General features: G+C 60.3%; 10 protein-coding genes and 3 pseudogenes. 6 read left to right on the top strand and 7 right to left on the bottom strand.

The window, feature by feature from the left end; all coding sequences use genetic code 11:
* Positions 1-144 precede the first annotated feature (144 nt).
* From ACFFWD_RS31790 to ACFFWD_RS31770, 5 genes and pseudogenes are all read right to left on the bottom strand, one after another.
* Positions 145-2,592: an AAA family ATPase gene (locus ACFFWD_RS31790; RefSeq protein WP_376972140.1), complete on the bottom strand. Its 2,448-nt coding sequence runs from the start codon at positions 2,590-2,592 to the stop codon at positions 145-147.
* Complete coding sequence (locus ACFFWD_RS31785; RefSeq protein ID WP_376972138.1) at positions 2,589-2,834, bottom strand: hypothetical protein; 246 nt, start codon at positions 2,832-2,834, stop codon at positions 2,589-2,591. The genes ACFFWD_RS31790 and ACFFWD_RS31785 overlap by 4 nt, the downstream gene beginning before the upstream one ends.
* A gap of 73 nt (positions 2,835-2,907) precedes the next feature.
* Positions 2,908-3,033 (bottom strand): annotated as a pseudogene (locus tag ACFFWD_RS31780) (Y-family DNA polymerase); the annotation flags it as partial.
* Positions 3,030-3,755 (bottom strand): SOS response-associated peptidase, encoded by a 726-nt coding sequence (locus tag ACFFWD_RS31775; protein WP_376972136.1) that lies wholly within the window; start codon positions 3,753-3,755, stop codon positions 3,030-3,032. The pseudogene ACFFWD_RS31780 and the gene ACFFWD_RS31775, both read right to left, overlap by 4 nt.
* 2 nt (positions 3,756-3,757) lie before the next feature.
* Positions 3,758-4,012: pseudogene (locus ACFFWD_RS31770) on the bottom strand (hypothetical protein); the annotation flags it as partial.
* Here ACFFWD_RS31770 and ACFFWD_RS31765 point away from each other — a divergent pair.
* The 6 genes and pseudogenes from ACFFWD_RS31765 to ACFFWD_RS31740 form a co-directional block, all read left to right on the top strand.
* Positions 4,009-5,014, top strand: a pseudogene (locus tag ACFFWD_RS31765) (chromosome partitioning protein ParB); the annotation flags it as partial. The pseudogenes ACFFWD_RS31770 and ACFFWD_RS31765 sit on opposite strands and share 4 nt — an antisense overlap.
* 403 nt (positions 5,015-5,417) lie before the next feature.
* Positions 5,418-6,098, top strand: coding sequence for a nodulate formation efficiency C protein (locus ACFFWD_RS31760; protein ID WP_376972134.1), 681 nt, complete (start codon positions 5,418-5,420; stop codon positions 6,096-6,098).
* A 358-nt stretch (positions 6,099-6,456) separates the two neighbouring features.
* The gene (locus tag ACFFWD_RS31755) at positions 6,457-7,002 is read left to right on the top strand and encodes a nuclear transport factor 2 family protein (protein WP_376972333.1); all 546 of its coding nucleotides are present in this window, start codon (positions 6,457-6,459) and stop codon (positions 7,000-7,002) included.
* 240 nt (positions 7,003-7,242) lie between these two features.
* A complete protein-coding gene (locus ACFFWD_RS31750) occupies positions 7,243-8,820 on the top strand; it encodes an SDR family oxidoreductase (RefSeq protein ID WP_376972132.1) in 1,578 nt (525 codons plus the stop codon).
* Positions 8,821-10,147: 1,327 nt separating this feature from the next.
* A complete protein-coding gene (locus ACFFWD_RS31745) occupies positions 10,148-11,284 on the top strand; it encodes an MFS transporter (protein ID WP_376972331.1) in 1,137 nt (378 codons plus the stop codon).
* A 223-nt stretch (positions 11,285-11,507) separates the two neighbouring features.
* Positions 11,508-11,708, top strand: coding sequence for a hypothetical protein (locus tag ACFFWD_RS31740; RefSeq protein WP_376972130.1), 201 nt, complete (start codon positions 11,508-11,510; stop codon positions 11,706-11,708).
* Positions 11,709-11,844: 136 nt separating this feature from the next.
* Here ACFFWD_RS31740 and fcl read toward each other — a convergent pair whose 3' ends face one another.
* Both fcl and ACFFWD_RS31730 read right to left on the bottom strand, forming a co-directional pair.
* On the bottom strand, positions 11,845-12,870 hold the full coding sequence (fcl, locus tag ACFFWD_RS31735; protein WP_376972128.1) for a GDP-L-fucose synthase: 1,026 nt from the start codon (positions 12,868-12,870) through the stop codon (positions 11,845-11,847).
* The coding region (locus ACFFWD_RS31730) for a GDP-mannose 4,6-dehydratase (RefSeq protein WP_376972126.1) at positions 12,851-13,214 on the bottom strand (364 nt) is incomplete at its 5' end. The genes ACFFWD_RS31730 and fcl, both read right to left, overlap by 20 nt.

Below are 13,214 nucleotides of genomic sequence, written 5' to 3'. Positions count from 1 at the left end.
CCTGCGAATCACGCCGCAGCATCACCTAATCCCGATATTGAAGGGAGACATCAACAGCTGAGCAAGTGAAGGTTTGGCGTCCGTAAGTTATTGTTCCAGATAGAGAATTGCGAGGGTGATAATGTATTTACGAAAAATACGCGTCTACTTGGGTTTCGATTTGAGATTTAGGGTCACCTTGTTGCAGGCGCAACGCAGAGACTCGGGGATTGGTTTGGGCGAAGCGTAAAGCCACGAGCCGCAGTCATCGCAGCGAAAGCATTCGAGCAGGCTCTTGAACGCGGCGATAACGGGTTCAAAATCCTTTTTGCCGAAATTGGCCCATTCGTTGTAATGCACCGCCTTGTTGACGGCCCACTGTTCAACGCTGCGTGCGCCGTTTGACTCGGATAGCGCCGTCTTGCGGCTAAGAGCCTCCTCCTTTGCCGCGGTATTGCCCCAGGATTGGGCGGCATCCGCAGCTTTGCCGCAGAGTTCTTTCATGCGAACCAGAACGCTCGGCAGTAGTTCACCAAGCTCGTAATTTCCGTCGCTGCGGAACGCAGGCCGCGCCGCCAGCTGGTCTGCCAGGTGCCGAGACGCATATTCAAGATGATGGCGCAATCCATGAGCGGCGGTTTCGACCTTGCCGCGCGAAAGTGCGGCCGCGATTTCGTCCCAGATTTCTTCATTTGATTCGACAAGCGGACCTGTATCAACAGTCCAGCTGTGAAATGCGAGCGATGTCTTGGTGGTAACCAGACCAGCCGAGCGCATCTGCTCCGCCCAAAGGCGGTCGTGGGTCGTAATGATAAACTGGGTATTGGGGAAATACGATTTTAGCAGCTTGCAGAATTGATAGCGATGTCCGGAATCGACGGACATGACCACGTCGTCGAGCAATGCAAGCGTGAAGCGATCGCCGAAAAGACGCTTCATGAGTGCCAGATAAAGGCACACGCCCATCCCGTCCTGATGACCTTCACTGTGATAGGCACCCGGCGGAAACAGGCCGCGCTCGTAAAAATTGACGTTGAAATCCAGCTTGCCCTCGCTTGGGCTGAGCTTCGCCGTGAATTTCACTTCGTCGTCTTCGTTGACCGCCTTGTAGTAAGTGCTGAAGTCCTTTTCGACGCTGTCATAGAGCGCATTGAGTTCGGTCTCCATGACATCGCAGTAGGCGTCATAAGCGGCTTTGCCGAGTCTGGCTGCCTTTTGGGCTGCGGTGCCTTTACGCATCGCCTCGCGATAATCATTGAGGCGCAACTGTGCCGTCGTAAGAAAGGTATGAGCGTCTACATGGGCTGTCTGGTCGGGTTTCGCGTCCACGGCGGCCCTAATAGCAACGAGCATTGTTGCGAGCTGACCCGGTAGACCATGCCAGCCGCGTTCAAGCCGCGATTTCATGCCGACAAGGCCCTGCAGGTCGGAGAGACCGCCTTTGAAGGTCTCAATATCTTGCGCCCAGCCATCAAGCAGCAAGCGGGCGGCATCATTGTGCTCGGCTGCGATTTTTACAACTGGCGCAATGAGCCCGCCCAGCCGTGCGCTGTACTGTGCGAGCGTTGAACCAGCGCCGAGCATCTCGGCCTGAAGCTTGGCGGCTTCTCCAGATTTCGACAGCTTCGTTTCCAGATGCTTGCGCAGGTGATCTTCATTATCCCAGGAGTGATCACAGAGTGGACACTCGGCGCCGTCCAACAGTTCAAGCCCCTTCTCGATCAGAGCGCGGCGCTGAAATGCGTCCAGGAGCGAGGGATTGGCTTCAAGCCGGGCGATTGCTGCCAGAATGACTGTGGCGGGTTCTGCGCCGGCAGGCCCAATCTTCTCCAAGGCGCCGGAAAGGGCTTCAAGATCGCGCAATTGGGACGCCTTGTTGAACTCTGGCAGTTTATCGCCGCCGGAAAGTCCCGCATCGAGCTTAGTATCCGCTGCAAGCGTCACGATCTCCGGCAGCCCGAGAGCCTTTCGCCGCGCATTGACCGCGCTGAGGAGGTCAGGCGCGCGGAATTCCGCAATCTGTAGGTGCCGCTGCAGCGTGTCCCGACTGGTATCGACCTGTGTCGACGCGAGCTTTTGCGCGGATTGAAGTCTGTTGGCAGCGGTGTTCAGGGCCGCGCGCGTCTGGCCGATCTCGTCAAGCTTCAAGATCGCCTGAATCTCTTCTGACCGTTTGGTGGGTTCGATCAAGATGAAGCGCAGAATGTCGCGGCGCGACAATGTAATTTCGGGATGTCCGGCGATTTCGTCGAAGGCCGCCCGGATATCAGGTTCGTTGGGATTGATCGTCGGCTTTTTTGGAGCGGAAACTTTGCGCGTGATGGTCGCCGTCTTCCCAAGTTCCTGGAAATGAACGGTCAGGCTGACGAAGGCCGCGTCCGGAAATTTGGTCTTATCGACATGGGGCCCATGCTCGGCCACGGACAGGCCCTTGGTGCCCGCACCGGTCAGACGACTCATCTTGCCTGTGAGCGCGAACTCGATTGCATCGATCACGCCGCTCTTACCCGATCCATTCGGGCCGGATACCGAGAACGTATCCTTGCCGAACGTGATATCCAGCTTGCGGATGCCACGTACCTCTTCGATATGGGCGCTCTCGAGCTTTATCATTCGATGTCGCCGGCGTCATCAGACGCGAACACCTTGGCGAAATCGTCGGCCTTAGGCTTCTTATCGGCCGCCAAGAGATCGGTAATCTGCTCGATCTTTTTTGAATCGAAGTCCTCGTCCTCGGCCAATTTGGCGAGGAACTTGTCTGCAATCGTCTTCTGCAACGTGCTCATAAGCCAATCTCGGCGATTCGCAGGTTTTACCGCTACTGAAAAGATATCTTGGTCAAGTTCTGCCGCCATTCGATGATGCGCGGCGTCCGCTGAGGCATTATCACAATACCATAGTGGGCATTAAGGATGGCCGACGGCGACCGGGTTTGCCGCCAAGATCCGGATTATCGCGCTGCTCGACCGAAGCGTAGAACGCATCCATGTCGACGTGGATAATCTTGCGCTGGCGGGACGGGGCTGTCCCCTGATCGTCGTCTTCGTCCGTCACGGCGCCGGTCCGGTCGCATCTTCCTTGACGCCGCGGGCGACGATCCGGAGCGACCCATCCGGAAGCGGCCGCTGCAGCTTGAGTGCCTCGTCGCCAGTTGCGGTCATCCAGATCTCGACTTCGTCCGGCGTGGTCAGGATCACCGGCATCGCCTTTGGGTGAATGGCGCCGACCTCGGCGTTCGGCTCCGTCGTCAGGAACGCGAAGATGTCATTGGTGGTTTCGCCTTCCTTGACCTTCCTGACCGACGTCCAATTGGTCCAAATGCCGGCGAAGCAGGCGAGGGGACGGGACTCGTCGAGGGCGAACCAGATGTCGCCGCCTTCGGTCTTGTTGAACTCGCTGAAGGAGTTGAACGGCACCACACAGCGGTTCTCGGTTCCCAGCCAACGCGTCCAATGTTTGCTTTTCACGTTGCGGATGTTGGTCGTCCCACCATCCGGCTCCATCCGGAGCAACTGCTTGAAATCGACCGGCTTGCCCTTGGCTTCAAGTTTCGCGGCGCGCTTCTTGGTCGCCTCCATGAGGCCTTGCTGGGACGACGGCATTCCCCACCGCGCGGTAGCAAGCTCGCGGCCTTCTGCGCCGTTGCGCACAATCGGCGCAGAGTAATCCGGAAAGACGCCCGGCATCGGCGCGAGATTGCCGACGTAGCGGTTGACCACGCGAAACAGCGCGCTGATGGCCGCCTGATTGGTCGTGATCGAGTAGAGATTGCACATGTTCAGGCTTCAGTTCGAGGATGGCGCGCCTGCGAGACGAGCTGGAGCAAGGTCGCCGATGGACGCCGCCCTACCTTGGTGCACTTCCGGCAGCGCAGCCGGCTGGCGAGATCGTGCACGAACGTGGTCGGAGGATGCTTCATCGCCGCAAGATCGACGTCGCTCGGCGTCTTGCAACGCGCGCACTGGATTTCCAGCCACGGGAAGCCGCCGTTGAGGGCCTGGTCGATCGTGGGCGACGGATCGATTGGCTCGCGGTGGGTATCTGGAAGACGTGGCCCTGCTCGATCTGCTGGTGACCGCAAAGCTTGGCCGAGAGGCCGATGCCGTGCGGGCAGCCGAGGGCTGGAAATGGACGGAAGCCCATCTTGATTTCCCGCACGCTCACGGTATGCGACGGACCTATCCGCATCCGGTCGAGCTTTCGGTGCAAGATCAGGCCGCTCTTACAACAGCGCAGACGGAATTCGACCGGCTGACCGAAGAGCATCAGACGGCCGAGGAACTTGCTGATGACGTCGACGCGCGGTTTGGCGAGCTTGAGGCCAACATCGAGCGGCTGGAAGCGATGCGGCAGGCCTATGATCCCGACGACATCGCGCGCGCTGGCGCTTTCGTGATCCTCAATCACGACGGCACTATTCGGATCGAGCGCGGGTTCATCCGCCCGGCAGACGAGAAGCCCCAAGCCGAAACCGAGGAGGGGAGCGACGCGCAGGCGTCCAGCGAGGGCGGCGAGACAGATGGTCAAGCGGCGCAGGGTGATGATGGAGAAGAAGGCGTTGCCGAGGAAGAGGACGACGACCGACCGTTGTCTGACGTTCTCGTTCGGGACCTCACCGCACATCGCACCTTGGGGCTGAGGCTCAATTTGAGCGAACAGCCTGAAACCGCCATCTTGGCCGTCACGCATGCGCTTGCTGCGCAAATCTTCTACTTCGGCGCAGATGCGCATGTCGTCGGCATCCAACCGGTCAAGACGGACTTGGCTGCGCATGCGGACGGGATCGAGGACAGCCCGGCCGGGAAGGCCTGGGCGGATCGTCACGCCAATTGGGCAAGGCAGGTGCCGCGGGACATCAGTGGCCTTTGGGCTTTCGTGGCCGAACTCGACCATGACAGCCGGATGGCCTTATTTGCGCATTGCATTGCATTGCATTGCATTGCATTGCATTGCATTGACCGTCAATGCGGTGAAACTGCCGTGGGAGCGGCGGCCGCGCGCGTTGGCAACGGCCGACAGGCTGCGCCAGCAGGTGTTCGATCGACCCAGACATGTCCTTAACCTGATTCCTGACTCGCCGTCGTGTAGGCGCCCCACCAATCTTGGTAGGTGTGTCGCGGGACTTTCGGGGATACAACCCGACACAAGCATAAGGTCTAGCAATGGCGGCCGATTGGAAACGCGGCACGAAACGCGAAGGCGATGGACATTACCGAGCAGCTTTTTGCAGCTAGGATGCGCGCCGCCTGCGCTATGAAACTTTCACAGTTCGGATGTGTCGGTCAGGGGGAGTTTGATCGATCCGATCACTGCCAGCACCGCGCCTCTCTCTGTCGCAAACGCGTTGCACCTCGGTGGGGATCGAGCCGTAGCAAAGATCGCCCTCGAAACGGTGATCTGCTTTGGAACTGACGCGGCTCAGCGAGGGACAAAGGAAAATGACTGTAAGGCGCCTGCTTTGCTTCTGTCTCGGTCCAGTGCTGATTTCCTTGGGTGGGCAGGCCGCCACGAGCGACGGTGTTCGCGCGGACGACAATGCCCTTGTGGACAAGGTCAACTCAACTTGGCGGGCGCAGGACGGTGCGGCTGTAGAGCAAATCATCTCCAACGTCTCGAACGTAGCTCACCTCGTTCCGATAGAATGGGGACTCGCTCAAAAGCCCGACATGGGTGAATCTGTTTTCTTTTCGTGGGCCCAATACCGGGACGATGAAACAGACGACAAGTACACCATCACCTGGGAAGTGGGTTTCGATGGGGCGATCAAGGTTGAGCCGACGTATGCAAAGCCGATGGAATTGGGCTGGCAGGCGTTCGCGCTCTCGCTGACCGGCAGTGAAGTCACAGACGGGGAAAGAGCTGTGAACCTTCACTTTCTGCATGATCCCGCCAACTTCAGCTTCGTGACGACCGCGCAGGGCGAACTGGGCAATCTTCTCTGGTGCGGTCGTTGCACTATCGGCGATCCGGCTGGAGCAGGTTACCTACCAAAGGTGGATGAGAAGCAGACCGCGAAAGGCAGTCTGTGGCGCGTTCTTACTTTGGTGAACTGCAATATTCCAGGGCCTCATTATTTCACCCGCGGCGGAGTCATCATTTCCGAGAAGCGCGAGGGGTAAGATTGGAAACCGCAATCTCAGCTACAGGATGGGGCGTCGTCCCGCGCGTTCCACTTGATCTCATTCAGTGTATAGAAGGCGCTTTCCACGCCCAGGCCGCGCCCAAAGCGCTAACGTGGGATTATGTGTGGAGCATAGTAAAAGCGTTCCGCGTTTTGCCCTATGAGGCGCTGTGACCATTGTTGTGCTGGCGCTAAGTTGTTTAACGGAGTTCGCGGATAGGCTCAGGGGCTGGCGTCATTGATGGGACACGCTCGTAATCCACGGCGCGCGCGTTCGGCGGCGGGCATTGGTGCAACTGAAAAGTACACAGCTCTGCCTCGGGCGAGCAGTTAGCCGTATCGTTCCGGAGCGAAGGATGACCATTGATGAAGCAAAGCTGATTGAACTTATGGACCGGGAGGCGATCCGCGACTGCATCTATAAGTACTGCCGCGGTATTGACCGGGCCGATGAAGCCACACTACGGAGCTGCTATTGGCCTGACGCAACCGACCGGCACGGCACTTATTCCGGGCTTGTTGAGGGCTTCTTCCTTTGGGCCCGCGAAGTGCTCAAAAGCGGCGCGCGCAACGTCCATCAGGTTGGCAACGTATTGATCGAGTTCGTCGATCCGACGCGGGCGGCGGTCGAGACCTATTTCCTCGCCTTGCAGCGTGGTCCCGGCAAGGACGGCGTCGTGCGGCAGTTCCTGATCGCCGGACGCTATTGCGACCTGTTCGAGAAGCGCGACGGCGAGTGGCGCGTTGCACGGCGCGTTGTGGTCTTCGACTGGGTCGACGAGCAGTCGGCGCCGACCGAGAGCGAGGAGGTCCGTTTTGGTCCGCGCATGCCGATCGGAGCGAGGCGCCCCGACGATCCGGTCTACCAAATTCTGGCGGACGCGCACGATCGCCGCATGTAAGGCGTGCGTTCTCACTCGTGTCCAGGTCCGGCTCACCGGGGTGGATGGCGCGGTTGCAATCTCGATTGCCGTCTCGAGAACAAGATCGCCTCTGCAACGCATCCCATCTGGAGTCCTTGATCGGGACGGCGACCTCAATCAATCGAGTTGCTTTGCTCCCGCGATGGCTCGTGCGGGAAGCTGGCCGGTGGCTACTGTAAATGGCGATGTGACGTAAACGTTGCGCGAGGGAAGGGAGGGATGGAAGAGAAGAGGCGCGTTGTTATCGTCACCGGAGCGGCCGGTGGCATCGGCCGGGCTCTGCTCGATGCCTTTCATCGGGGCGGCGACATCATTGCGGCCGTCGATCTGCCGAGCACCAATCTCCTCGACATCACGGCTGCGTTGGGTCCCGAGCATGTGGGATTCCACTGTGATGTGGCCTCGGAGGATGAGGTCGTGAGTCTTGTCGCCGCGATCGAGCGGCGGTTTGGTCGGATTGACGTCCTGGTCAACAACGCCGCGCTCGGACCGACCATGGCGGCGACCGTCGACACGGATATCGCCTCATTTCGTAGGACGCTGAGCGTCAATCTGCGCGGCCCGGTCGTGCTGGCGCGAGAGGCCGCGAGACGCATGTTGAGGCGGGGCGGAGTTATCGTGAACGTCGCGTCGCTGGCGGGCGTTCTCGGCAATCCAAAGCGCAATGCCTATGCGGCATCCAAGGCGGGATTGATTTCGGCGACACGGTTGCTTGCCTACGAATGGGCGAAGCACGGCATTCGCGTTGTGGCGGTTGCACCAGGCTATATCCGCACTCCGATGGTGGCAGAACTGGAGCGCTCCGGAAGGGTTAATCTCGAGTTTGTTCGGCGGCGTGTTCCGTTGGGGCGTATGGGACATCCGGACGAGATCGCCGCTGTTGTACGCTTTCTTGCGTCGCCGGCGGCAGGCTATGTGACGGGGACGGTTCTCGCTGTCGATGGCGGCTGGCAGTCCTTCAATCAGCCAGGCGATGCGTACCCACCGATCGTTGGCACACCGGACGCTGAACTGTCGAGGTCTGGGGCGATGCTGAGGGAGCGCATCGTGGTGGTGATAGGCGCCGACTGCATTGGCGAAGCGATCGGTCAGAAATTTGCCTCCGCCGGTGACATGGTCGTCGTCGCGGACAAAGACAGCGATCGCCTCGCCGAGGTGGTGCACACGCTTGGCCCGAAACACAAGGTCTTCGGCCTGGACGCCTCCTCGGAGCAGGGCGTGCTGGCGCTGTTTACCGCGATCAGGCAACGCTTTGGCCGCCTCGACGTGTTGGTCAACAATGCCGCGGTGGCTGATAGCTGTCCGCCGGCACTCCAGCAGTCTGCAGCGGATATTGACAAATTTCTGGAGGTAAACGTTGTGGGCGTGTTTCTCTGTGCCCGTGAGGCTATCAAGCTGATGGGCGACGACGGCGTTATCCTCAATGTAGCATCGATCGACACGTCTCTGCCTTTCGCGCCGGGCCACGCCTACGGCGCCTCGAGGGCGGCTATCGGTATTTTGACACGATGTATGGCGGCTGAACTTGGCCGCGCCGGCGTGCGCACCGCCACGATTGCGCAAGGCTGCATCCGCACACCGGGCATGGTTGCCTTGCAGGCGTCAGGCCGCATCGATGCCGCGAAGATCCGCCGCCGCATCCCGCTCGGCCGCTTCGGCGAGCCGGCGGAGGTCGCGAACGCGGCCTATTTCCTGGCTTCGCCCGAAGCATCCTACATCAATGGCTCGGCCCCCTGCGTCGATGGCGGCCTGACCTCGTTCGGCGACGCTGGCGATGCGAGCGCCGCTTGCGATTGAAGGCAGCGTGTAGACGCATCATGATCGCTGAACGGCTTCAGAGGTCTCAATACTAGGTTCCCGACCCCAGGCAACCGCACCGCTAGTCTAGCTTCTATTGCTACATTGCCGCCACTTCTGTGAGTCTGACAAGCTTGGGCCCTGCACAACGTTATGGCCTCTGTCGCTCACCTCAGGACAGGACCCTTTCGTAGCGGGGAATCCCCACCATGGGGCCCGCTCGCCCCCATTCTCCCCCCGCGCTACCGAGAACTAGCAGGGACGCCCCTCGGGCTGGCAACATGGTGACCGACCGGCTCCGTACAAGCTTATGCGTGGTAATGCACTGCCCGGTGTGTCCTGACCACAGACAGGCTTCCGCATTGACGGCAGTCCCTCACGCGGGCGTATTGGAGCCGGGACGATGGATCATATTCACCGAGGCGAAAAAGGCGCCTAATCGGCCTATTCACATCGGGATTGCCGATCATCTACATGCGTAGAGGCGAGGACGGAAAGCTTGCAGATTTGCGGTGCATTGCCAAAGTATTCGGTCCTGAAACGACCATCCTCCGACGTGATGGCTTCGACCAGGCTCTTGGCATCTCAATCGACACGCGAAAGGACAACTCTCTCCCAGATGCGCGAAGTTTGTTAACATAGTGTCCAGACCGCTGAAATTGTTTGGATCTGACCGACAATGAACTGAGGAGAGCAGAGCCGGCCGGGATAGGATCAAATGGAAGACATTCGGATGCTTGCTCTCGCTCTATCGGTCGAAGCAGGTCGGCGAGGGCATGTAAGCTAGCAGCAACGTCGCGCGGCGGAGAAGCGAAAGCCCGCGGCCAAGTCTTAACCCCGCGTTCTTCGCTCGTGGTTTCCTGCGCCATCAGACGTCGGCCTAGCACGCCTGTCCACCGACGACAGATGCTTTCGGCATAGGGCAGGGCATTGAAAACGTACTCGCTCAGGTTCTCTCTGGTGTCCACGCCGCATCCGAGCAGGAAGCGGACTGTCGGCTTCGTCCGCTTTGCGACCAAACTGTCTGATTTGTTGTGCGTCCGACCGTCATGCGCGACCTGCAAAAGCAGCGCGGTCGCGTGGGGCGAGCTCACCCGAGAAAAAAGCAACCGCAGTGCACCGTCGAGGGCGTTCGGCGCTCGCTCCTCGCTCTTGAGGCGCGCTCCCGGACGTCGCGCGAGTTTTCGCAATGGCATCGCGCTTGCAACGAATGAAATGTGTCTCTCGATGACTTTATCGTCGTCGAGCTACGCACTGCGTGCAGGCGCGCGCGTATAAACTGACAGGCGCCGCGCCCGCGATCCCGTTCTCTCAGGAGTGCCCTGTGATACCGTCTGCCGATCGGTCAGCCGGCCTCGCCACGCGACTCGCATTTTTTGTCTCCGGATTCGGCCTCGCCGCCTGGGCGCCTCTGGTGCCGCTTGCCAAGGAGCGGCTCGCGGTTGATGACCGTATGCTTGGTCTGATGCTGCTCTGCCTCGGCATTGGATCCGTCGTCGCCATGCTTTTGACCGGCGTGTTGAATGCGCGGTACGGCAGCAAGTCATTCATCATTGCGGGTGGGCTTGGCCTCGCGCTCATCCTGCCGTGGCTTCCTATGGCAAGCACACCTCTCAGACTCGGAGCCATGCTCTTTGCTTTCGGCGCTTCACTCGGCTCGATTGATGTGGCTACGAACGTCCACGCGATTGAAGTGGAGCGCGCCGCCGGCCGTCCGTTGATGTCCGGCTTCCATGCCCAGTACAGCATCGGCGAATTTGCCGGCTCTGCCGCCATGACCGCTTTCCTCTCGCTGCGGATTGAGCCGTTTGTTTCAACGTTGGTCTGTTCGGCGGTAATGGTGACTGCGATTGCGTGGGCTTGGCCGCGGTTGCTCGCAACGGGTCGTACGCAGCGGGGGCCATGGTTTGTCTTGCCTCAGCGCACCATGCTGCTCATAGCTGCGTTTGCGACCATCACCTTTCTTGTCGAAGGCGCGATGCTCGATTGGAGTGCCTTGCTTCTCGTTGGTCGAGGTCTTCTCGCCGAGGCGCATGGGGGCCTCGGTTGCATGCTGTTTTCCATTGCCATGACAGCAGGCCGTCTCGGCGGAGATGCCATCGTGGCGCGATTCGGCGACCGTGCCACATTGATGTTCGGAACCCTGCCGATCGTGACAGGTTTTGCGGCTGTCCTGGCCGCGCCGGTTGCGGCGATTGCTCTAAGCGGCTTCCTGCTTATTGGATTGGGCATTTCCAATGTTGTGCCGGTGCTGTGTCGCCGTGCTGCCAAACAGAAGGCGATGCCGGCAAGCCTTGCGATCGCAGTCATCTCGACGGCCGGCTACGCGGGTATCCTCGTCGGTCCCGCCGGTATCGGGCTTGTCGCACACATGGCTGGCCTGCCTTTTGCGTTCGGCATGTTAGGCGCGCTCATATGCAGCGTCACGCTGTCGGCACGGATGGTGGCGACGGACCCTCGCTGAGCGTGGTTGGAGGGGGACATGGGCGCGTCTTGGCCAAACGAGCGGCACGCAGGGCGGTATCGAGACCGGCTCGATCCTACTAAATTTCAAACTTCATGGCAGCAGAAGAATACACCGTCGATCATGACCTCCCGCGCCCTCTGCAAGTCGGCTTGGTGGCGGACGGCTGGTCGAAGGGAACCGATAGAGTCTTGCGTCCTCTGACCTTGTTGGTGCGCTTGAATTGCTTGCCAAGAAAGTGGCGCTGATGTCTGATGGCGGCCAATTGCTTACGCGCACAACAGTCTGGCGTAACTTGATGCGCTCCCTTGATGAGCCCGATCAGGATATTCGCGCGGTTCGAAACTCTGGCATCGCTCTGGAATTTGTCCAGGATGACGCGATTGAGATCGGCCGGCTTGAAGCAACTGAAGGGCCCTTGTGACGTAGGCCTGCACCGCTCTTCGTCGATGCGCTAGTGGCGCGAGCTCATTCAAACTGGCTGGCTTCGAACCCGAGAAGCTTGCAATCTCAAACACCATCCTGCCTCGCAGAATCGACTTCCGCTCAAAGGGCGGAGTTCACGCTCGACTGGTGATGGCACTGGATCGCTCGCCCTTCACGCTCGCTGGTCGGAGACGAGCAAAATTACTCCGCTGCCGTCTGTTGCTCTCGTCGAGATATGCCCGGTACGCCAACGCAATGCCTTCATCGAGTGAGGTGCGGGCACGCCAGCCGAGCTTTGCCAGACGGCTAACGTCGAGCAGCTTGCGCGGCGTGCCGTCGGGGCGCGACGTATCGAAGCTGATCTCGCCGCGAAAACCGATCGTCGCCGCGACCGCAAGTGCGAACTCGGCGATGGTGATGTCCTCGCCAGTGCCAATGTTGACCAGTTCCGGCGCGGAATAGGTCTTCAACAGATGCACGCAGGCGTCGGCGAGATCGTCGACATAGAGGAATTCGCGCCGCGGCGTGCCGGTGCCCCACACCACGACCTTGGTCGCGCCCGACACCTTGGCCTCGTGGAAGCGGTGGATCAGCGCGGCGACGACGTGGCTGTATTCGGGATGATAATTGTCGCCGGGACCGTAGAGATTGGTTGGCATCACGCTGATGAAGTCAGCGCCGTACTGGTTGCGATAGGCCTCCGCCATCTTGATGCCGGCGATCTTGGCGATCGCATAGGGCTCGTTGGTCGGCTCCAGCGGCCCGGTCAGCATCGAATCCTCACGCAGCGGCTGCGGTGCCAGCCGTGGATAGATGCAGGAGGAGCCGAAGAACATCAGTTTCTCGCAGCCGTGTGCATGCGCCGCCTGGATCACGTTGGTGGCAATCGCGAGATTGTCGTAGAGAAACTCGGCGCGCAGTGTATTGTTGGCTACGATGCCGCCGACCTTGGCGGCGGCAAGGAACACCGCCTGCGGCCGCTTCGCGGCGAACCAGGCGTTGACCGCAGCCTGGTCACGCAGATCGACCTCGCCGCGAGATGCCGTCAGGAGCTTTGCATCCTCGCGCGCCAGCCGGCGCACCAGCGCCGAGCCGACCATGCCGCGATGGCCGGCGACGAAGACCGTCTTGCCCTTCAGCTCAAACGGCGTGATTGCCATTGGAGACCTCCTGTCTGGCCTCGGCGAGATCGCTCGCGACCATCTCCTTCACCAGCTGGGCGAACGGCGTCTTCGGCGCCCAGCCGAGCTTGGCGCGCGCCTTGCTGCCGTCGCCGATCAGGAGATCGACTTCGGTCGGGCGGAAATAGGTCGGATCGATCTGCACCACGGTCTTGCCGGATGCGTTGTCGACGCCGATCTCGTCCACGCCCTTGCCGCGCCATTCAATGGTCCGCCCGACTTCAGCGAACGCGAGCTCGACGAATTCGCGCACCGACCGCGTCTCACCTGTGGCCAGCACGTAATCCTCGGGCGCGTCGGCCTGCAGGATCTTGTGCATGCCC

Source organism: Bradyrhizobium erythrophlei (assembly GCF_042430365.1).
Classification (GTDB): Bacteria; Pseudomonadota; Alphaproteobacteria; order Rhizobiales; family Xanthobacteraceae; genus Bradyrhizobium; species Bradyrhizobium erythrophlei.
Note: the sequence above shows the minus strand (reverse complement) of the source record. Positions and strands in the feature narration are given on the sequence as shown.